18 protein-coding genes are annotated in these 21,442 nt (G+C 42.0%); 5 read left to right on the top strand and 13 right to left on the bottom strand.

Features of this window, described 5'->3' with window-relative positions; all coding sequences use genetic code 11:
* Positions 1–24: 24 nt before the first annotated feature.
* The 4 genes from E0H94_RS07855 to glnT are packed head-to-tail and all read right to left on the bottom strand — an operon-like array spanning position 25 to position 4,504.
* On the bottom strand, positions 25–1,359 hold the full coding sequence (locus E0H94_RS07855) for an FMN-binding glutamate synthase family protein (RefSeq protein WP_077165807.1): 1,335 nt from the start codon (positions 1,357–1,359) through the stop codon (positions 25–27).
* Between the two features lie 27 nt (positions 1,360–1,386).
* On the bottom strand, positions 1,387–2,115 hold the full coding sequence (locus E0H94_RS07850; protein ID WP_131325889.1) for a protein glxC: 729 nt from the start codon (positions 2,113–2,115) through the stop codon (positions 1,387–1,389).
* A 26-nt stretch (positions 2,116–2,141) separates the two neighbouring features.
* A complete protein-coding gene (locus E0H94_RS07845) occupies positions 2,142–3,065 on the bottom strand; it encodes a class II glutamine amidotransferase (protein WP_131325888.1) in 924 nt (307 codons plus the stop codon).
* A 47-nt stretch (positions 3,066–3,112) separates the two neighbouring features.
* Positions 3,113–4,504: a type III glutamate--ammonia ligase gene (gene glnT / locus E0H94_RS07840; protein ID WP_264757550.1), complete on the bottom strand. Its 1,392-nt coding sequence runs from the start codon at positions 4,502–4,504 to the stop codon at positions 3,113–3,115.
* A 288-nt stretch (positions 4,505–4,792) separates the two neighbouring features.
* Here glnT and E0H94_RS07835 point away from each other — a divergent pair, with 288 nt between their 5' ends.
* On the top strand, positions 4,793–5,389 hold the full coding sequence (locus tag E0H94_RS07835; RefSeq protein ID WP_077165810.1) for a helix-turn-helix domain-containing protein: 597 nt from the start codon (positions 4,793–4,795) through the stop codon (positions 5,387–5,389).
* Positions 5,390–5,671: 282 nt separating this feature from the next.
* On the top strand, positions 5,672–6,985 hold the full coding sequence (locus tag E0H94_RS07830) for an ammonium transporter (protein ID WP_131325887.1): 1,314 nt from the start codon (positions 5,672–5,674) through the stop codon (positions 6,983–6,985).
* Positions 6,986–7,132: 147 nt separating this feature from the next.
* Here E0H94_RS07830 and E0H94_RS07825 read toward each other — a convergent pair whose 3' ends face one another.
* Positions 7,133–7,753 carry a TetR/AcrR family transcriptional regulator gene (locus tag E0H94_RS07825; RefSeq protein ID WP_131325886.1) on the bottom strand — a complete coding sequence of 207 codons (621 nt, stop codon included), beginning with the start codon at positions 7,751–7,753 and terminating at the stop codon, positions 7,133–7,135.
* 152 nt (positions 7,754–7,905) lie between these two features.
* Here E0H94_RS07825 and E0H94_RS07820 point away from each other — a divergent pair, with 152 nt between their 5' ends.
* Positions 7,906–9,483, top strand: a complete 1,578-nt coding sequence (locus E0H94_RS07820) for an MFS transporter (protein ID WP_131325885.1) — start codon at positions 7,906–7,908, stop codon at positions 9,481–9,483.
* Complete coding sequence (locus tag E0H94_RS07815; RefSeq protein ID WP_131325884.1) at positions 9,480–10,565, top strand: HlyD family secretion protein; 1,086 nt, start codon at positions 9,480–9,482, stop codon at positions 10,563–10,565. Before E0H94_RS07820 ends, E0H94_RS07815 begins: the two co-directional genes overlap by 4 nt.
* A 133-nt stretch (positions 10,566–10,698) precedes the next feature.
* Here the strand turns inward: E0H94_RS07815 and E0H94_RS07810 are convergent, their stop codons facing one another.
* The 8 genes from E0H94_RS07810 to E0H94_RS07775 all read right to left on the bottom strand — a co-directional run bounded on the left by E0H94_RS07810 (position 10,699) and on the right by E0H94_RS07775 (position 18,761).
* Positions 10,699–11,829 carry an aminomethyltransferase family protein gene (locus tag E0H94_RS07810; protein WP_131325883.1) on the bottom strand — a complete coding sequence of 377 codons (1,131 nt, stop codon included), beginning with the start codon at positions 11,827–11,829 and terminating at the stop codon, positions 10,699–10,701.
* A 44-nt stretch (positions 11,830–11,873) separates the two neighbouring features.
* On the bottom strand, positions 11,874–12,884 hold the full coding sequence (locus E0H94_RS07805; RefSeq protein WP_131325882.1) for a heme-dependent oxidative N-demethylase family protein: 1,011 nt from the start codon (positions 12,882–12,884) through the stop codon (positions 11,874–11,876).
* Positions 12,885–12,898: 14 nt separating this feature from the next.
* Positions 12,899–13,843 (bottom strand): PDR/VanB family oxidoreductase, encoded by a 945-nt coding sequence (locus tag E0H94_RS07800; RefSeq protein ID WP_131325881.1) that lies wholly within the window; start codon positions 13,841–13,843, stop codon positions 12,899–12,901.
* Positions 13,840–14,367 (bottom strand): dimethylamine monooxygenase subunit DmmA family protein, encoded by a 528-nt coding sequence (locus E0H94_RS07795; protein WP_131325880.1) that lies wholly within the window; start codon positions 14,365–14,367, stop codon positions 13,840–13,842. Before E0H94_RS07795 ends, E0H94_RS07800 begins: the two co-directional genes overlap by 4 nt.
* A gap of 217 nt (positions 14,368–14,584) precedes the next feature.
* Positions 14,585–15,955, bottom strand: a complete 1,371-nt coding sequence (locus E0H94_RS07790; RefSeq protein ID WP_131325879.1) for an NAD(P)-binding domain-containing protein — start codon at positions 15,953–15,955, stop codon at positions 14,585–14,587.
* Positions 15,956–16,062: 107 nt separating this feature from the next.
* A complete protein-coding gene (locus tag E0H94_RS07785) occupies positions 16,063–16,869 on the bottom strand; it encodes a PAS domain-containing protein (RefSeq protein WP_131325878.1) in 807 nt (268 codons plus the stop codon).
* An 8-nt stretch (positions 16,870–16,877) separates the two neighbouring features.
* Positions 16,878–17,579, bottom strand: coding sequence for a response regulator (locus tag E0H94_RS07780; protein WP_131325877.1), 702 nt, complete (start codon positions 17,577–17,579; stop codon positions 16,878–16,880).
* Positions 17,580–17,591: 12 nt separating this feature from the next.
* Complete coding sequence (locus tag E0H94_RS07775; RefSeq protein ID WP_131325876.1) at positions 17,592–18,761, bottom strand: sensor histidine kinase; 1,170 nt, start codon at positions 18,759–18,761, stop codon at positions 17,592–17,594.
* A gap of 206 nt (positions 18,762–18,967) precedes the next feature.
* Between E0H94_RS07775 and E0H94_RS07770 the strand changes: the two genes are divergently transcribed.
* Positions 18,968–21,397: a DUF1989 domain-containing protein gene (locus E0H94_RS07770; RefSeq protein ID WP_264757549.1), complete on the top strand. Its 2,430-nt coding sequence runs from the start codon at positions 18,968–18,970 to the stop codon at positions 21,395–21,397.
* The last annotated feature ends 45 nt before the right edge of the window (positions 21,398–21,442 follow it).

Raw genomic sequence — 21,442 nt, 5'->3', positions numbered from 1 at the left:
TTACTTTTTACTAACTCAATATGATTAATACTGGAGTTGACCTGGAACCCAGTTTGTACCTGCTAATGGAACACGTGCCATCGCAGCTGCTTCTACAGTTAAAGCCACTAAATCTTCAGGGTCGAGATTATGCAAATGCGATTTACCACATGCACGCGCCATGGTTTGTGCTTCAAGTACCAACACACGTAGATAGTTAGCCAAGTGACGTCCACCTTCAATCGGATCTAGATTTTTAGATAACTCAGGATCTTGTGTGGTAATCCCTGCTGGGTCACGACCATTTTGCCAGTCATCATAGTAACCTGATGCAGATCCGATTTTTTTCAATTCATCATTCAAGCGTGGATGGTTATCACCTAATGCAATCAGTGCAGCGGTACCGATCGCCACTGCATCTGCACCCAGTGCCATCGCTTTTGCAACATCGGCACCCGTACGAATACCGCCTGAAACAATGAGCTGAACTTTACGATGCATGCCCATTTCTTGCAATGCCTGAACCGCTTGAGGAATCGCAGATAAAATTGGAATACCGACATGCTCAATAAATACTTCTTGAGTTGCGGCAGTACCACCTTGCATACCATCTAATACAATCACGTCAGCCCCTGCTTTCACTGCAAGTTTGACATCATAGTACGGACGGCTCGCACCAATTTTGACATAAATCGGTTTTTCCCAATCCGTGATCTCTCGGATTTCAGCAATTTTAATTGCTAAGTCATCTGGACCAGTCCAGTCAGGATGGCGACATGCACTGCGTTGATCGACACCCACTGGAAGTGTACGCATACCCGCAACACGTTCAGTGACTTTCATACCGAGTAGCATACCGCCACCGCCTGGTTTTGCACCTTGCCCTAGAACAATTTCAATGGCATCCGCTTTACGTAAATCGTCAGGGTTCATTCCATAGCGTGAAGGAAGATATTGGTACACTAAAGTTTCAGAGTGTCCACGTTCTTCAGGTGTCATACCACCATCACCTGTCGTGGTTGATGTCCCCACCATAGAGGCACCACGACCGAGTGATTCTTTAGCATTAGCAGACAAAGCACCAAAGCTCATCCCTGCAATAGTGACTGGAATTTTTAAATGAATTGGTTTTTTCGCAAAACGTGTACCCAACACCACATCGGTGCCACATTTTTCACGATAACCTTCTAATGGATAACGCGACATACTCGCGCCCAAAAGCAGTAAATCATCAAAGTGTGGTAAATGGCGTTTAGTACCGCCACCACGAATGTCGTAAATCCCTGTTGCAGCTGCACGTTGAATTTCTTGAATCGTCAAACGATCAAACGTAGCGGATTCACGTAATACTGGCTCAAATGTAGTAGTCGCTTGTGTCATGATAATTTCTCCAAATACGTTGAATTCTTAGTAAGCAGATGCGTTGTCTACTTTAAAGTTATAAAGTTGGCGTGCGGAACCATAGCGTTTAAATGCCGATGCATCTTCATTAAAGCCTGCTTTCGCCAGTAATTCTGTCAATTCAGCAATATGTTCAGGGCGCATTTCTTTTTCAATACAATCTGAACCCAGTGATTTCACTGTGCCTTTAACATAAATACGGGTTTCATAGAGTGAGTCGCCAAGTGCATCACCTGCATCTCCGCACACCACTAAGCGACCTGCTTGACCCATGAAGCAACTCATGTGACCGATACTACCGCCCACCACAATATCCACGCCTTTCATAGAAATGCCACAGCGGGCACCTGCATCACCTTCAATCACCAGCAAACCACCATGTGCCGTTGCGCCTGCCGCTTGCGATGCATTGCCTTTAATATGTACAGAACCTGACATCATATTTTCAGCTACGCCTACACCGACATTACCATTCACCACGATGTCTGCTTCTTGATTCATGCCTGCACAGTAATAACCTGCATGTCCATCAATGGTGACTTGAACTGGCGCTTTAATCCCCACGGCAATGTTATGTTGACCCGCTGGATTTTTAACTTTCCAAGATGTGACTTCTTCAACAATTTCTGCAGTATGTAATGCCTGATTCAACTCACGAATCGTATCCACGCTTAGATCATAAGTATCTTTAAAAGTGGTTGAAGTCATTTTTTCTGCTAGTACTGTGCTATTCATATTTTTGCTCCAATTTTCCTGTTAACTTATGCTGCTGCACTGCTATTGGTTGAAGAACGTTCCCAAACATATAAAGTCGCTGGCTCTGGCTCCCACACTTTGGCTTTATCAATATTCGGTAATGAGGCTAAGGCTTGATATTCAGAAGCCATGGCAACGTAATCATCCGTTTCAGCCAAAACCGCGGGTTTACAAGCAATCGGATCACGAATCACAGCAAAACCATCGCGTGTCCCAATGGCAAAAGTAAAGAAGCCATCTAAGTCATCCAGTGCATGATTTAACGCTTGCTCAAGATTGTCCCCTTGCTGTAAGCGCCAAGTGAGATAACCTGCCGCAACTTCAGTATCGTTATCGGTTTCAAAGCTAATGCCTTCACGTTTGAGTTCTTGGCGTAAACGGGCATGATTCGATAATGAACCGTTATGTACTAAACATAAGTCGGCACCCGTAGAAAAAGGATGGCTGCCTTCCATCGTTACAGCACTTTCAGTCGCCATACGGGTATGCCCAATGATGTGGCTACCTTTCATCTTAGCTAAGCCAAAACGTTCAGAAATTTCGACTGGAAGACCCATGCCTTTTAAGATTTCAATGCTTTGCCCCACGCTCATAATTCTAAGTTCAGACGCAAGTTCAGTAATGGCAGCACGAACAGTTGCTTCATCTGCTTCAACTTTTAACACCGCCGCAGTTGCATTTTGAAACCAGTCAAACCCTGTGCCCAGTTTTGCTTGTAATTTTTCTGTAAAACCTTGCCAGTTAAAGCTTTCATCTGTGCTTTGTAAGGTCAATTTGACCCAGCCATCTTGTACTTCATCACCATAAATGGCGAAGCCCGCACTATCTGGACCACGTCCAGTCATGGCTTCTAGCATTGGTTCAAATAACTTGCCTAATTGTGATTCAAGCGCTGGGTTTTTAAGATATAAGCCAACAATTCCGCACATAAGATTTCTCCGAAAATTAAATATTTGATATGTTTATTTCAGTTGAATTAGAAGAATTCGGTATAACGTTGAACTTCCCAGTCAGTGACGTGGCGGCTGTATTCCACCCACTCCATGCTCTTCTGATTGATAAATTCGTTCACAATTTCTACACCCATTTTTTCTGCAAACAATGGGTCTGCTTTTAGTGCATCCACCGCTTCTTTTAAGGATTGCGGCAAGGTTTTAATGCCTCGTGCTGCAATCTCTTCAAGGCTGAGGTTGTAGAGATTTTCATTACATTCTTCTGGTGGCATTAATTCACGTTCAATCCCATCTAGCCCTGCCGCGATAATGGCGGCAGAAACCAGATATGGATTACAACCTGCATCTGGTAAGCGGAGTTCGATGCGACCATAAGGAATACGAACCATGGCAGAACGGTTATTTGAACCGTACGCAATAAATGCTGGTGCCCAAGTTGCACCCGAGAGTGAACGACCCACCACTAAGCGTTTGTATGAATTGACTGTCGGCGCACAGAAGGCACACAGTGCTGGACCATGCTCTAGTAAACCCGCAATAAAGTGGTAAGCCATCTTGGATAGCCCCATGCCTTTAGGGTCGCTTGGATCATGGAACAGGTTACTGGATTCTGAACTACCAATGGATAAATGGAAGTGCATCCCATTGCCCGCACGTTTCGGATCTGGCTTTGGCATAAATGAACAGATAATGCCTAAATCATTCGCAATTTCACCTGCTGCCATACGGAAGAAAGTGAACATATCTGCCGAATTCATCGCATCGCTGTAGGTATAATTAATTTCGAACTGACCGTTGGCATCTTCATGGTCAATTTGATAAATATCGAAACCGACTGGAATTAAGGCTTCGGTTAAACGTTCCAGAAACTCTCGTGAACGTGATAAACCCTTATAGTCATAGCAAGGTTTATCCAAAGTATCCGAGTCATCTACGGCTTTAAGTTTGCCATCTTCACCACGGCGGAACAGGCTAAATTCAGGTTCTAAACCAGTATTTAGCGTCCAACCTTTAGCACTTAAACGCTCGACTTGTTTACGTAATACATAACGTGAATCGTATACATGCGGTGCACCATTGACATAACCTTCACAGACGACACGACCGTAGCCAGGTTGCCATGGCACTGGTGTGAGGCTAGATAAGTCACCTTTCACCATGAAGTCTGGTCCATGCGGTTGCATGCCCATGCCTGAAATTGCAAAACCAGCAAAACCAACACCATCTTTTTCTATTGCTTTTAAACCCGAAATTGGGACTGATTTTGTTTTCGCAGCTCCATGAATGTCGACAAACTGAGCTAACACATATTTTAAATTATGTTGATCGATAACCTTTTGTACTTCTGGTCGGTATAGTGGTTTCTTAATCAGTACATTCTGATCAAACATCTCTTCTACGGCCTGCTGCAACATGATTGACATACTCCTAACATGACAATAATGGTATTTGGCTCGAAAAATGCAGGTGGTATTACACTATGCAATTTTCAATATAAGAAACTTTCTTTCCTAATAAGAAAGCAATTCTCTTGCCAACTTTTATTTAGCCGTTAATTTTTTTATTTGGAGGTCAATTTGCTTTTATTCTCATCAGGAATATTAGTTTCCTATCGTTATTTTCTAATTTTTTTAGATATGTGTTTGGGTATTAGGTAAAATCGTGAATCAAAAGTGACCATATTAGTGCAGAGTTGAACCAGAATGAGACAAACCAAGAATAGCTTGAAGCTAGAACAATATATTGGCATTCAAATTAAACGTCATCGTCAAGAACAGGGATTAAAACTTTCAGAAGTGGCACAAATGGCTGGCATCAGTCAGGGCATGCTGAGCAAAATTGAAAATGCACAAGTCTCGACCAGTCTGGATACCTTAATCCGTCTTTGTGAAGTACTTGGTATTTCGGTATCGACCTTATTTAGCCAATATGACCAACAAGAAAGTAACGCCATGTTAGTTCGATCAGGCGAAGGGATGGAAGTTGTGCGTCGTGGTACTGAAAAAGGACATACCTACAGTTTGCTCACTCACTCACGTGGTCCCCGCAAAAACTTTGAAGCGTATTTAGTGAATATGGATGATGCCAGCGAGGAGTTCCCCACCTTTGCACACCCTGGTACTGAAATGCTGTATTTAGTTGAAGGCGAAATGGTGTATCGACATGGGGATGAGGTGTTTCATATGCTGCCTGGTGATTGCCTTACTTTTGAGGGAGAAATTCCACATGGACCAGAGAAGCTAATTAAAGTACCAATTCGCTTACTTTCGGTCATGAATTATGGCACGAGTGAAGAATAAGCCACTCAATGCTATAACCATCAGCATTCTTCTATCTGTAGGTTGACCTCAAGTATCTGCATTACGTCAGCCTACAGAAAAAATAAAATAATTTACATATAAATCAAATTCTTATTTTAGAAATACATCTATGTTCTTTCAATATTCATGATTAAGAATCGTCATGGTACAACATTTGCTTTAACCAAAATGAAATTAATATTCTCTTTAGGAATACAAAATCATCACGATTCACTGTAATCCATCACAACTTCATATTATTCATCTATTGGGGCGTTCACCATGACCTTTGATGTGTTTAAAAAAATATTACCTTTATTGCTGTTGCCCATATCTACAATCGCATTTGCGGAAGACACCCCATTTGATGCCGCATCAACTGTATGGATTATGGTGTCCGCGATTCTGGTGTTGATTATGTTTATTCCAGGTCTAGCGTTATTTTATGGTGGGATGGTCCGCGCTAAAAACGTACTGTCCATTTTTTCGCAATTCTTCGCCATTGCAGGTGTCGCTGGGATTTTATGGGTGAGCTTCGTCTACAGCTTTGTTGCTGATACCACCAATATGTCCGAAGGTGTGTTAAACCTCAACAGTTTCGTCGGCGGCTTTGATAAAGCCTTTCTATTGGGAATTACAGACCAAACCTTAATTGCAGGTGTACCTGAGTTTGTACTCTGCGTCTTTGGCTTAACCTTTGCCATGATTACCCCATGTATTGCTGTGGGTGGGTTTGCTGAACGAATGAAGTTTGGTGCAGTTGTGCTGTTCGGTGCACTGTGGCTCATTTTAGTTTACGGTCCTTTGGCACATATGGTCTGGGGTGGTCCAGGAGCGATTATGCACAATTGGGGCGTACTTGATTTTGCTGGGGGTACTGCCGTGCATATTAATTCAGGTGTTGCAGCTCTGGTAGGTGCATTGATCCTAGGTAAACGTCATGGCTGGCCAACAACGCCAATGCCTCCACATAACTTGGTTTATACCATGATTGGTGCTGCACTGTTATGGGCAGGATGGTTTGGCTTTAATGTAGGCTCTGCCCTTTCAGCCAATACCACCGCTGGTTTGGTTTTAATGACCACCATGATTGCAACCTGTGGTGGCATTGTAGGATGGATGATGATTGAAAAAATTATCTCCAAACATGTTACTTCACTTGGCTTGGCTTCAGGTGTCATTGCTGGGTTAGTCGGAATTACACCTGCTGCTGCTTATGTTGGGGCTTTTGGCGCAATCGCGATTGGGTTCATCACCAGTATTTGCTGTTTCTTCGCTGTAACAGGTTTAAAACGTAAATTCGGTTTTGATGATGCATTGGATGTTTTTGCCTTACATGGAATCGGTGGTATGGTCGGTGCCATTCTAACGGGGATTTTCTGTCTGCCTGCACTCGGCGGTTATGTTGAAAATGTAAATGTCGTACAACAGTTAATTGCACAAATCGCTGGGATTCTGCTCACTGTTGTTTATTGTGGCTTTTTCACTTGGTTGATTTTTAAAATTATTGATAAGACCATTGGACTGCGTACTTCAAATGAACAAGAGCAAATTGGGTTGGATATTAGCAACCACAATGAACGCGCTTATAATTAAATACGGGATCTTATAAAAAAAGAGAGCTATAAGCTCTCTTTTTTTAATTTTACTTAGCTCATTAGAATATAAGTATCAATCAAAGTCTTTAACTGAGTTGATTGATTTGAAACTAAGCCATTCTAAGGATCTTGGATAGAGGCTGTTTCAAACTTCTTGGTAGTTGATATTCCTTAAAAATAGCTCAATCACATAGTTTACCCATACAGCAATTTCGGCTTCAGAAATCGTGTAATTTGGATGGGTTAGGCATTTTAAATGTGCTTCACTACGTAATAATCCCAAAAATATATTGGCCATCATTTCACTTTTATTGGGTGTTAACGTAATTTCACCTTTTTGTATCGCTTTATCTAAGTAGCTGGCAATAATATTTGCCATACGTTGCGGTCCCACTTGAAAGAATTTTTCAGACAATTCTGGAAATCTTATCGCTTCGGCAATACAGACTCTAAAAACTGCGAGTCCTTGAGGCGAAAGTAAGTATCCCAGATACACCTTACCAATTTCGGTTAAAGCAAGACGTAAATTTGAGGCTTTAGTTTCAATAGAGATAATTTTATCTTGAATATTGGAACACTGCTGTTCAATTACGGCAGCAAACATGATTTCTTTATTTTTATAGCAGGCATACATGGTGGCTTTAGACACGCCCGCCTCTTTTTGAATCATATCTGTGGTGGTTCCACTAAACCCATGAATAAGAAAGAACTTTGTTGCTGCATCTAAAATTTTCTGATCTTTTTCATTCGATTTTGTAAGTGTCATGCCCATCTACAATGCTTCTTGCAATTGCGCCCAGTGTAACCCAATTAAAAGCAAATCTGAAAATTGACTTCAATTTGATTAAAGTATAGAGTACCGATCGGTACAGTTGTGCTACTACCTCCCCATCCTGATTTTTACATTTAAGGTCTTCAATGAATAAAAAGCCACTCATCGGTTTGGCTGGTGTCATTTTTGCTGCCATGACCGTTGAGTTAAATAATCGAATTACCAGCATGACATTGAGTGATATTCGCGGCGCAATGGGCTTGAGTGTTGATTCTGGGCACTGGATTGCCAGTATCTACGCCAGTACCATGATTATTGGAATGATCCTGTCGAGTAGCTGGGCTGGCATTTTTTCTATACGCAGAATGATTTTATTTGCCATCGCGCTGTGTTGTATTTCCAGTGTTCTGATTCCATTTAGCCCCAATATTGAAATCCTTTATCTATTACGTGGTTTGCAAGGGTTATCTAACGGTTTGATTATTCCGTTACTGATGGCATGCGCATTGCGATTTTTAGGTCCCGACATTCGGCTTTGGGGATTGGCCTGCTATGCCTTGACCGCGACGTTTTTCCCAAATTTAAGTGCAGCACTTTCAGCCTTATATTTAGATATTTTGGGTTGGAAAATCATTTTCTTTCAATCCATTCCGCTGTGCGCTTTGAGTGCTGCTTTGGTCTATTTGGGAATTCCACAAGACCCTTACAATTTTGCCAAAATCAAAAGCTATGATTGGATTGGTGCGCTTCTGGCAACGGTTGCATTAGCTGCACTCAGCACATTGTTGTTACATGCCAATCATTTGGATTGGTTTCACTCTAAATTCATCTGTGTATTGGCTTTAATTTCAGCGATTACGTTACCGCTGTTTATTCTGCATGAATGGTGTCATCCAAGCCCTTTGATCAAGCCGCAAATGTTGGAAATCCGCAATTTTGCTTATGCAGTGATTGCCTTGTTTTGCTTTGTCATCATCGGTATGTCGACCAGTACATTACCAGTCAATTATTTAACGGCTGTGCAAGGCTACAAACCTACACAAAGTATGTGGATAGGACTGCAAATTGCGGCATTGCAACTGATCTATATCCCAATAGTGGTCAAACTGCTTAATCAAGTATGGCTAGATAGCCGCTTTGTACACGGCATCGGTTTGATTTTGGTCATGATTGGCTGCTTGGGCGCGAGTCAACTAGATACCACTTGGAACCGCGAACAATTCTATTTTTGGCATGCCATTTCCTGTTTGGGTCAAACTGGCGTAGTGCTGTCGCTACTTATGATCGGGACCAATAGTGTCCACCCGAGCATGGCTCCGTATGCATCGCCAATGATCAATACCCCACGTGCCATTAGTGGTGTGCTAGGCGTGTGCCTACTGGACTGGATCAGCCGAGTGCGTGGTGAATATCATTCCACACGACTGATTGAAAATACTGCTAATAAGGTTTTTCAGAATATTCAAGGTCCAGCTATAGATCCTCTCAACCCACCCGTCTTGACTGTCAATGGTGCCGAACGTGTGTCGGGCGGATTGTCTGCATTAAATTCTGCAATTCAAACCCAGCAATCCGTACTGATTATTCATGATCAATATCTGATTCTTGCAGGGCTAACGGTCATCCTTTTTATCATCATGTTGCTGCTGCCAGTCAGAACATATCCACCTCGTATTGCACTCATTAAATTAATGAATAGTCATAACTCAGGAAAATCTTTATGAGTCATCCCGAAAACCCAGAGGTCACGGCTTCTTCTTCAAGCAAACGCTCTTTAATCCAAAATCTTAAAACTCACTGGTTTATGACTATTGCCGCCCTGACCATTCTGGCTTCAATCGGCTGGGTGGTTTGGATCATCTTCATTCCCTCTTCGACCATTGAAACCGATGATGCACATGTTGATGTGGAATATGCCACCATCTCACCCAAAATTTCAGGAGAAGTCACGGCGCTTTATGTTGAAGATCATCAAGCAGTAAAAGCGGGTCAACTGTTAGCGCGGATTGATGCTCGCGATTATGAAGCTGCTTTGGCAGAAGCAGAGTCGAATCTTGCCAAGGCACAAGCCGAGCTAAAAGCTGCTGAAATGCTGGTGGAGCGACAACCCACGCAGATTCGTGAAGCGCAAGCGCAGGTCAGAAAAATGCAGGCAAGTATTCAACAAACCCAAGATAATACGGCACGCTATCAAGAATTACAGAAACTGGGTGCAGAATCGCGTTTAGTCACCCAACAATCTAAAACCACCTTGGCGGAACAACATGCAGATTTAGACAATAATCAGGAAAAAGTGATTGATGCTGAATATCAGCTCAAACAGTACAAAATTCAGGTACTCGCCAGTCAAGCGACCTTAAAGCAAGCACGAGTTGCATTGGATAAAGCCAAACTGAATCTGAGTTACACTGAAATTTATGCCCCAATTGATGGCAGTATTGGGCAAAAATCTGTACATATTGGGAATTATGTAAGTACAGGTAATCCATTAATGGTCATTGTGCCTTTGGATAAAATTTACATTGAAGCCAACTTCCGTGAAGTCGAACTGAAAAATGTCCAATCAGGCCAGCCAGTGAAAATTCATGTCGATGCTTATAACGTCGATTTAAATGGCACAGTCGATAGTTTCTCACCGTCTACTGGCGCTTTCTTTTCGCCAATCTCCTCGAGTAATGCAACTGGCAACTTTACCAAAATTGTGCAACGTCTTCCGCTACGCATTCAATTGGTTCAGCACCAGCCGAATGCCAATTTATTGCGCCCAGGCTTATCGGTCGTCGTGTCGATTAATACCCAGAAATAATGCAGCCCCAATTTGGCGAATTGAATCAAAAAAAAGCCGTTGAATTGAGCAGAATTCAATTTAACGGCTGTTTCAATTTTTCATCATCCAGAGATGAATCCAAATAAAACCAATAAGGAAAAGTTGTATGCGATTAACCTTTTGCAGTACGTTTTAATTTTTGTGGATCATCAAAAGGCAAAGTATGTGTGATTGCATCCACTTCTAAGCTACCCTTAATCTGAACAGGACGATCTTCTACGGCATAAGGTACATCCACCCGCGCTAAAGCAACGGAAGTATTGGTCAGTGGAGAATACATACCACAGGTAATCACCCCAATTTTTTGATCTCCATCCCAGACGGTATCGCCCATTTGTGCCGCTTGCTCACCGTCAAGTTTAATTCCAAAGATTTTGAAACGTTCTTTTCCTTTTAATCGGCGGTGTTCATAACAGCCTCGGAATTCACCTTTGGTTGGTGATACCGTGAAATCTAAACCTAATTCCCACAAGGTATCGCCTGATTTATCATTTTCGAATGGGAAATATTCAGAGTTGTCATAGGGGAAAAACAGTAGATAACTTTCTGTACGTAACCAATCTAAAGTCACGAATGAGCTTGCCACGATACCGTAGTCAGCACCTTTTTCTAAAATCGTATCCCAAATTAACGGTGCATCCATGGCTTTACAGAAAATCTCATAGCCACGTTCTCCCGTATAGCCTGTACGTGAAATCATGACTGGACAACCAAATAATCGGGTTTGGATATGATGGAAATAAGGCAAGTCGCGAATACCTGGTACATGCTCAGCCAAGAAGTCGACAGCCACAGGACCTTGTAAGGAAAGATCATGTAAATCATCATCAAACAAAACCGCAACTTGGCGCCCTGTGGCTGAACGAATCAGCATTTCTAAGCCGATACCCGTACCATGCACGACCATAAATGAATTGGGTCCTGTACGATAAATCACACAATCATCTACAAACTTACCTTCCTCATTCAACATGGTGGCATAAGCCGATTTTCCAGGATACAGTTTTGAAATATCGCGCGAGGTTGCATATTCCAATAAACTTTCCGCATGTGGTCCTACGTAATGCACCTTTTTTAAACCAGATACATCCATTAAGCCTGCTTTGGTCCGTATAGCAGTATAGTGATCTGCCGTATCGCTGTGATAAGTCCACGCAGTGCCCATACCATTCCAATCTTCAAGTTTCGCACCCAATTGACGGTGACGTTCTGCCAACGCCGAAATACGCCATGAATTTCCCATATAATGTTCCCTTATTAATCTAAAATAATGAATGAATAAAATTGTTATTGATCAAATTGACTCAGCCATTGCACCAAAGGTTCGCGGTAGCGACTAATGCCTTTGTATTCTGCAATTGATTCAGGTAAATCTCGGATCACACGATGTAGGCGTTTCGCCCATGCTGGATTTTGTGCCAAATCATTGAGGCTAATGAGATAAGTACGAATACTAAATAACAAGGCATTGCTACGCGGTAAACGCGGCATCATTTGTAATTCAACCCGTAAATGCACCAATTCCCCTGCGTTTTCTGATGTCACTAAACTGCGTTCATGGCCCCACAAATGATAAGTCTCTGACGAAGTATCCATACGCGGGTTAATGGTCATGGTCCAATTCAGACGGCGGTACGGTTGCCCGACTTGAATATTGAGTAGAAATTTAAGGGCTCGTTCAAAGACGCCCAAATCATGTGCCACTTTGGGCACAGGGGCATGCCATTGCTTAAAACTCATGCCTGCATCAAAATTCAGCGACCAATCCGCAGGACCTGTGATCATGCCCGTATCCATGAACAAGTCCCCTTCACGTTGATCTAGCAAGGCAATGTCGCCTTGTATTTGGCGCGAGATATATTCAAAGGGATGCATCGGTAAAGTCGAAATATCGCCAAATTCAAAGGTCGTATCAATCTGTAGTGCTTTGTTGACCCAGCGCCATGTTTGACCATTACGCTCCAGTTGGAATATTTCTGGATAATCCTGCGATAAATGTTCCATCGCCATTTCCAAAAAGTCCCATGAGGCTTGCAGCATGTGTGGCAAGATGATGCAACGTTTCGGATCATTTGTCAGTGTGAAGGTACGCTCTTGCACTTCCGTTAAATAATGCTCATCAATATCAAACCAATGCTCGAACACGGTGCTGGACTTAGAAATTACCGGTTCAATATTGACTGAATACATATATTGATCTTCAGGAAATGGAAACGGAAAGCGTGCAATCGCTTTGGCGCTATTGTGGTAACTGAAGTCACCATGCATCCGTTCATCAGGATTAAATTGGATCGTCATTCTGTTCTCCTGAATTACAAATCAAGTTCGATACGACAGCCTTGTTTCGCGCGGGAAACGCAAGGCATTAATAGATGTTGACGTTCTTGTGCTGAAAGGAAATGATCATGATGATCAACCTCACCGTGCTGATACTTCACCGCACACTGACCGCATACCCCACCTCGACACAGGCTGGGCACCTCAATTGCATTTTTTTCAAGGGCTTCAAGCAAGCTGTAATCACTTGGGACTTCAATACTTTTTTGGCTCTTGCTGAGATATGCTTCGAAAGCAGTGCCTGCTACTGGTGAACTAAATGCTTCCCAATGCACCCGATGTTTTGACCAGCCTAATTGTTGTGCTATATCCAGTACATCTTGAATTAGACGATCGGGTCCACACACATAAATATGGGTGTGCAGATCTTGTGCTTTTAATAAGTCATACACATTTAATCGTGTCGCTGTCCGGTCCGAATACACATGCAGTTGTGAAGGAAATAATTGTTGCAGCATAGATTCATACGCATTACTCACCTGATCGCGGCAAGCATAATGCAGCTCGAAACTGCCTTTGCCGTGCATGATTTGATGGATATGTGACATGAATGGCGTAATACCAATCCCACCTGCAATAAAAATATGATGTTTCGCTTGCGAATGTAATGAAAAGAGATTTAAAGGTGCGGAAATTTTAAGAAGATCCCCCTCCTGTACCTGTTCATGTAAATAGCGCGAACCACCACGTGACTGTTCCTGTAAGCGCACCGCGATCTGGTAACGTTGCGTGTTATATGGATCACTCAACAAAGAATAGGCATTGCGCAAGATACGATCTTGTAGTGGCAATTGCACAACAATATGGCTACCCGAAGAAAAAGGGAATAAGGACTGATCTACCGCTTCAAAACTAAATTCACGAATGACAGGAGTGAGTTGTTGAATTTTCGCAACTTTTACAGAGATTAGATTATTCATGCGGCATCTCCATGCGGATAATCGGCATCTGCACAAACGCCCATATAAGCGCCTAAACGTCGTGAGAAATGACTCCTCACCAATAAATGCACACCACATTGCTCACAATCACAATAATCCTGCTGTGAATGCAATTGCTGATGACCACAGTGCACGCAATACACCTGACGTGGTCCAGTACTTAAAATCAAACTGATCTCTTCTGCCATCAAACCAGTAGCTAGCAAAGTTTGCATGACACGCCAAATGAAGGCTTCATCACCAAAAACCACCGCATGCCATCCTGTAGAAACATGTTGCAGACGTTGCTGAATCCGTTGCAAATACTGTGTTAAATCTGTTTCTGCATTTGGCATTTCTGCCAAAATAAAAAGGTTGCCTTGATCTTCTAATCCTAGTTTCTGCAAAAGATATTCAGCATCCGCATGTTGTGTATGCTGTATGACGTACAACGTGGTCCCTGCATTCAACTGGAGATCTGCAACTTTTTGATAGATGGGTGTACTCATCATTGGATCTTGCATGACAACATCCTTTTTCTTTTAAATTAATATAATCAAATATTTAAATTATTTTGTTAATCATCACAATTCCCTTTAAAGCATACCTCTAAAGGGGTAATCATAGGTTTCATATGAACGAACCTGCTCATAAATAAAAAAATGTTGTGGAGGGACACGATTCTCCACAACATTAATTTTCATCATCTTTTTTATTATTTTTATCTGGTTATAAATACCATTAACCCACTTTTCGAGTGAATTCTGAAGATGCTTCAACTTGCAAATAGGCTTCTAGTGAATCATCTAAAGCGTCTAGCCATGTGGTGTGATGTGGCTCTGCCATCGTACCCGTCATCAGTGATCTATAAGTATGATCCCTAAAGGTCATGATGTTTTCTTTCTTATGTTTTTTCCATTCTAAAAAGGTCTGTCGTACCCCTTCAATATTAAAGGTCGGGTAATCTGTCGCCTCTATGAGCTGCATAATATAGTCGCCCTGAAATTTAAACATTGCTGCGGCATCTTCAAGGGTCTTCTCTTCATCATGCCATTGCTGAGTGTCTGCAAGCATCTGCGCATAACTTGGTAGAGCAATCTTGCCCAAGATTATATCCCGTGCATACCAAGCCTGTGCGTCGAACATATTGAAGGAATACCATTGGTCTTGCATACCCAAATAAAACAATTTCGGATTTTTCTCCCATGCCACGCCCTTATATAAACCCAAGGGATACAGAATATTATTGGTTTTTAAACGTAAGGATTCATCAATAAAAGGAAAACTATGAATATAACCAGTACACAAAATGATGGCATCAACTTGAACAGAGCTACCATCTGCAAAATAGGCATGGGTTTGATCGACATGTAATAATTGTGGGCGCTCAGACCAGTTTTCTGGCCACTTATAGCCCATTGCTGCACTGCGATAACAACTGATAATTTGTTTCGCACCATACTTGTAGCATTGCGAACCAATATCTTCCGCAGAATAACTACTCCCGACCACTAAAATAGTTTTGCCTTTAAACTCCAAAGCATCTCTGAAATCATGGGCATGTAAGATGCGTCCACCGAAAATATCAAACCCCTCATATTGCGGTACTTTTGGGGTAGAAAAATGCCCAGAAGCCACCACCACATAATCAAATTGCTCGGTATAAATACTATCGTTTGTATGATCTTGTACGGTCACGGCAAATAATTGCGTTGCCTCATCATAAGTTAAATGTCGAACTGCGCTATTAAAGCGCACATATTGGCGCACATTGGCTTTTTCCACCCGCCCTTTAATGTAATCCCACAGTACTGCACGTGGCGGATAGGAACCAATCGCTTTACCAAAGTGTTCATCAAAAGAATAATCTGCAAATTCTAGACATTCTTTAGGGCCATTCGACCAGAGATAACGGTACATACTACTGTGCACATTTTCCCCATGTTCATCCATGCCCGTGCGCCAAGTGTAGTTCCACTGTCCGCCCCAATCCGCTTGCTTCTCGAAACAAACGATTTCAGGAATTTCTATTCCTTTTTGTTGTGCCGATTGAAAAGCTCTTAGTTGAGCCATCCCACTTGGCCCTGCTCCGATAATTGCAACTCGTGTCATGGTATATCTCCATGTTCGTGAATAAAAAGTCTGGTACAACTTGATAAACCGACAATAGAGCGGAATGAAAACTGAAGAAATTCCTCAAAGGGGGTATCTCTAATGAGTTAATTATTTTGATGAACAATGACCAATGGATTGATAACACTTGGAAAAATTACCCCTTCTATGCCAAGCACCATATCACTATCAGAATACACGCCTTGCCCAATTTCTTGAACTTGAGCAATTTCTTGATCTGCTTGAATAATTCGATAATTTAAAAAAAACATGTTTTTATTCTGTATGGCAGATTGCACCTGAGCCCACACCTGTTCAGCATCATCAGGATGAATCATTTGTCCATATAAAGGGGTATTTAACAGGGCCTTAGTAGGATAACCCGTAATAGATTCACAACCACGACTTACATATTCCATGGTCCAATCTCGATCATTACGTGAACGATAAAGCATAATCGGCAAGCGATATAACAAGTCTGTAAGGCTCCGTTGTTGTGCAGCCTGAAGATATTGTTGCTGAATGTTTTGTGTTTGATCCGAGCATTGTAAACACCAATATTGTGATGATGTTTCTATTGGCAAATTTGTGGCAGAAAGTTCAAACCAAAACAGTTGATGTTGTGGATTCATTAAACGGATGCGATAGCGTTCTATTGGCTTACCCTTGAGCAACAGTTGCTTCAATTGAAATACATCTTCAGGGTAAAGATAAGTCGTTAAATTTCTATCAAAATGATTTACAGAACCCTCTATTTCTGACTCCATAAATCGCTGCCAACATTGATTTGATTTATAAATAGAGAGTGACTGATCAACCATCAAGATACACTCATTCCATTGGTCAAACAGGGGTGTCCAGTAATGCTCCAATAATTCTGGAACTTGAAAATACGGGGTCGATCGTTTAAGCATGGCAACTCCTAACTGATTTCAAGCTTTAGGCTCGATGCAGTCAAATGCTGATGTGCCCACACCGAAAGTTCTAAACGTGAATGTAGATGCAGTTTACGTAATAGGCTTTTGACATAGACCTTAACCGTACCATCACTAATGCCCAACTCACGTGCAATTAATTTATTGTTCAATCCTTTAGCAATCAGCAACAGGGTTTCTTGCTCACGCATCGTCATTTCAGCTAGTAGCGGATGCTGTTCAGTTGGTTCTATCTCTGTTATATGATGTGGCTTTGTTATTTCACCATGTCGTCGTAGTAAATTTGCCAATAAGGTAATGCCTGAACCGTGTAAAATAGTTTGCCCTTTACGAACTTCACGTAAATTTGCCACAATCACTTCAGGCAAAGTATCTTTGGGTAAAAACCCATTCGCCCCTGACCGAATCGCTTCCAGAACAATTTCATCATCCTCACTTGCAGTCAGTACCACAACTTTTAACTGCTGATCGGTTTTGCGGATTTGTTTTAAAATATTTAAACCCGACTCATCCGGCATTTGTACATCAAGTAATAATAATTCAGGATACTCATCCTGCATCTTTTCCAAAAAGGTTTTGCCTGAAGAATACTCTGCAACAATTTCATATTCTTCGGTCTGACGTAAAATATCTAAAACGCCACGTCGAAATAATGCGTGATCATCAACAATACTAACTTTACATAACATGAGCAGCTCCTATTAATGAGCACTTAACTTTAGAATGACACATGTGCCTTGGGGTTGGTTCGCTTTAAAACACAACTCGGCACCAATCCTTTCCGCACGTTCATGCATAATTTCCAAACCAAAACTATCGTTTCTTTTCTGACTGAGATCCAAGCCTCGACCATTATCCTCGACACTCATCTGTAAAGCTCCTGAAGCCAAATGTTCCACGCGAATTTTTGCGATAGATGCATGTGAATGTCGCACCACATTGCTCAAGCTTTCTCGAATAATGTAAAGCAATTGCACCGACTGTTTAGCCGTCACCTTCAGTTGTGGCACCCGATTATCCAGTTCAAAAGAAACCCCCGAATAATGTTCAAACTCATGCACGACTTTTTTTAAAGCGGATGCAAAATCCAATTCTTGATAGGCTAAACGCGAAGCCGTGATTAATTCGCGCGTTTGTTGATAGGCATAATGGGTATAACTGGCAAGTTCTTCTGTTGTTGATCTGAGTTCTGCATATTGTTGCTGCTGTTTACACTGTTGATTCAACTGTGCCGATTTCAACCGAAGAAAGCCCAAAATTTGCGCAATACTGTCATGTAACTCCGCAGCAACTTCACGACGTTCTTGTAATAACGTGCCACGTATTTTTTGCTGTTGTTCAACCCAAGCCTGTAAACCACGCTGCAATGCTTGATCAAGCAATTGGTAAAAATGGTGATGCTTTTCTTTTAGGGTTTGTATGCCATATAAACGCCAAACCACAATTTCTTGTCCTGTAAACAGCAACCTTGCTTGATAAGAAGATAAATTCAATTCCACTACAGGCTCTAAATCTGCGCCCGAAGCTGCATAATTCAGTAAATTTTGTTGAATCATTTTCAATTCAGAACGAGACAACTGCTGCTGGTAAGAATGGTAAATAAAGCATTCTTGACTAAATGGATAACACAGTACACAACCTAGTAATGTTGGTGGAGCATCTAGCATGACCGCTATTTGTTGCTCAAGCTCCACTAAATGCTCTGGTAAGCCTGATAACTCGGCATCTAAACCTGCCAGTTTTAATTCCAATTGTGTACACAACAATTCAAATTTCGAGATGAAAAGTTGTTGCTGTAAGGCTCCAATCTGTTTCAGTGGATGCTGAATAGATGGTTCGGATCTAGTAAACCAATGCGGCCAAGACTTCATAACTCCCACCCATAATGATTGCCGTTTATAGATTACTTCCTGCATTACTCCGTTGCGATCCCCACAGAAAAGTCTCATTACAATCACAATTATTTATTCTTGATAGTTAATTTTTTTGAGCATGATTCATGCCAACATCTGTATATACCCCAGAATAGGTATCCATTTTGTGTAATTGCGCTGATATTTTTTCGCAGTAATAGTGAATGCCATGTACAGATCTTGAGCATCTTCCAGTCGCTCAGCAGCATTCACATAGATCAATTCAGGTATTGGATATGGGTAATCTAAAATCACATCTTTCTGAGATGTATCTGTCTGGACCAACAGACGAGTTTTATCATCTACAACGCCCCATTTCTGTGCTGCATTTACGGGTAGACCCGCAACAGATTCAGGCATTTGATTTAGCGCCAAATGATGAAGTGGAACTTCAACTTCCAGATGAGCAATCCATCGAAATTATCGTGCGTGATCGAAATGCACTTCCAGATTCAAACATAATTCAAATACTGAATTCGTCCACGACCATCAAAATTCGTCGCGCACAAAATACCTTTGCTCAATTACAACAACAGGACCGAACAGCCTTACATCTACGTAAACAACTGACCCGATTAAATATTCAAGACCCCGATTTGGAACAGGTCATCTGCCTTGAATATGCAGCTTCGATTCAATTCAAAGCTCTAGCAACAGCAGAAGTTATTGTCTTGAATACAGGCAAGAATATGCAGGTGGATAAACAAGACCCTATCGATGAAGTTAAGGTCATCATCAAAAAAGCCATCGTAGCAGTTGAATATTTACCCACTCCCCTTGCAACACCTATTCAAGACATTCGAATCTCACGTGCGTCTGCACAAACTTATACGGTCAAAGCAGGACAATGGATTCAAATTATCGATGTTGCAGGTAAACAATGTAGTGATTTTATCGCTTTCGATGCCAAAGCACTCGAACATGGAGAGGAAATTGGCATTGATGCAGTTGCAACCCGCAGTATTCTTGGGCACTCCACCCCGGCCCCAGGCTTACACTCGCGTTTTTATGCCGCTAATTTAGAAACCTTAGTGGAAGTGGTTCAAGATACTGTGGGTCGTCATGACATGTTCCTGACTGCTTGCACTCCAAAATTTTATAATGACTCTGGCTATTTTGGGCATATTTCCTGCACAGAAAATTTCAACCAAATCTTAAAGTCACACGGTATTCAAAGTAAAAGTGCATGGCCAGCGATTAACTTCTTTTATAACACGCACGTTGAATCTTGCGGAACCATCAGTATGGATGAACCATGGTCTCAACCTGGTGATTATGTGCTATTACGGGCACAAAAAGATCTACTGTGCGCATCATCCGCTTGCCCAGATGATATTGACCCATCCAATGGCTGGATTCCGACAGATATTCATGTGCGTATTTATGATCAACAAGAACAATTTCAGCGCTCACAACATTACCGACTCACTCCAGAGGAGATGCCTCGTATGACCAAACAGACTGGATTTCATTCTCGCATTCAAGCCTTGACCTCAAAACTGGTGGAATATCATGGCTACTGGGTTGCTACTGAATATGAGGGCTGGGGAGCAAAAGCGGAATATCTGGCTTGTCGTGAACGTGTCGCCATGATTGATTTAACCGCATTACGCAAATTTGAAATTATGGGTCCCGATGCAGAAAGTTTTTTGCAATACATGCTGACGCGCAATGTACGTAAACTCGCGATTGGTGAAATTGCTTATTCCGCTGCATGTTTAGAAACAGGTGGTATGGTAGATGATGGTACCATTTTTAGACTAGGTGAACAAAATTTCCGTTGGATCTGTGGGGATGAATATTCAGGGCTATGGCTCAAACAAAAAGCACAAGAACAAGGTTATCGGGTCAGTATCCGAAACTCATCAGATCAAATTCATAATGTTGCCGTTCAGGGACCACACAGTCGGGAATTATTACAACAACTGATTTGGACGCCTGAACACCAGCCGGATATTCAACAACTGGCTTGGTTTCACTTCACTTTAGGTCGGTTAGGTGGTGTCAATGGCATCCCCGTGATGGTTTCTCGGACAGGATACACGGGTGAATTGGGCTTTGAAGTGTGGTGTCATCCGAACGATGCCGAAACTGTTTGGGATACCATTTGGAGTGCGGGTCAGACCTATAAAATCGCACCGATGGGCTTCGATGCACTAGACATGTTACGTATAGAAGCTGGACTGATTTTTGCACAACATGAATTCAATCCTCAAATTAATCCGTTTGAAGCAGGTATTGGTTTCACCGTTCCACTTAAAACCAAAGAAGAAGACTTTTTAGGTAAAGTGGCTATACAAAATCAAGCTGCAGCCAGTCGGCATAAATTAGTTGGACTGATTCTAGATCAAACTGAACCTGCTGCACATGGAGACCTTGTCTACGCAGGACGCTTCCCTGTTGGCGTGATCACCAGTGCGACCAATTCACCTTTACTCAAAAAACAAATCGCTTTATGCCGTATTGCTCCTCAATATGCCGCGGTTGGTTCTGCAATCGAGATCGGCAAATTAGATGGGCAACAAAAAAGACTGAAAGCTCAAGTCGTTGCCTTACCCTTTTATGACCCTGAACGTACCCGAGTTCGCTCATGATCATCTAAAAATTTTAATCACAAACAACTTACATCATGTACATCC

It is taken from the genome of Acinetobacter sp. ANC 4173 (genome assembly GCF_004331255.1).
Lineage (GTDB): Bacteria > Pseudomonadota > Gammaproteobacteria > Pseudomonadales > Moraxellaceae > Acinetobacter.
Note: the sequence above shows the minus strand (reverse complement) of the source record. Positions and strands in the feature narration are given on the sequence as shown.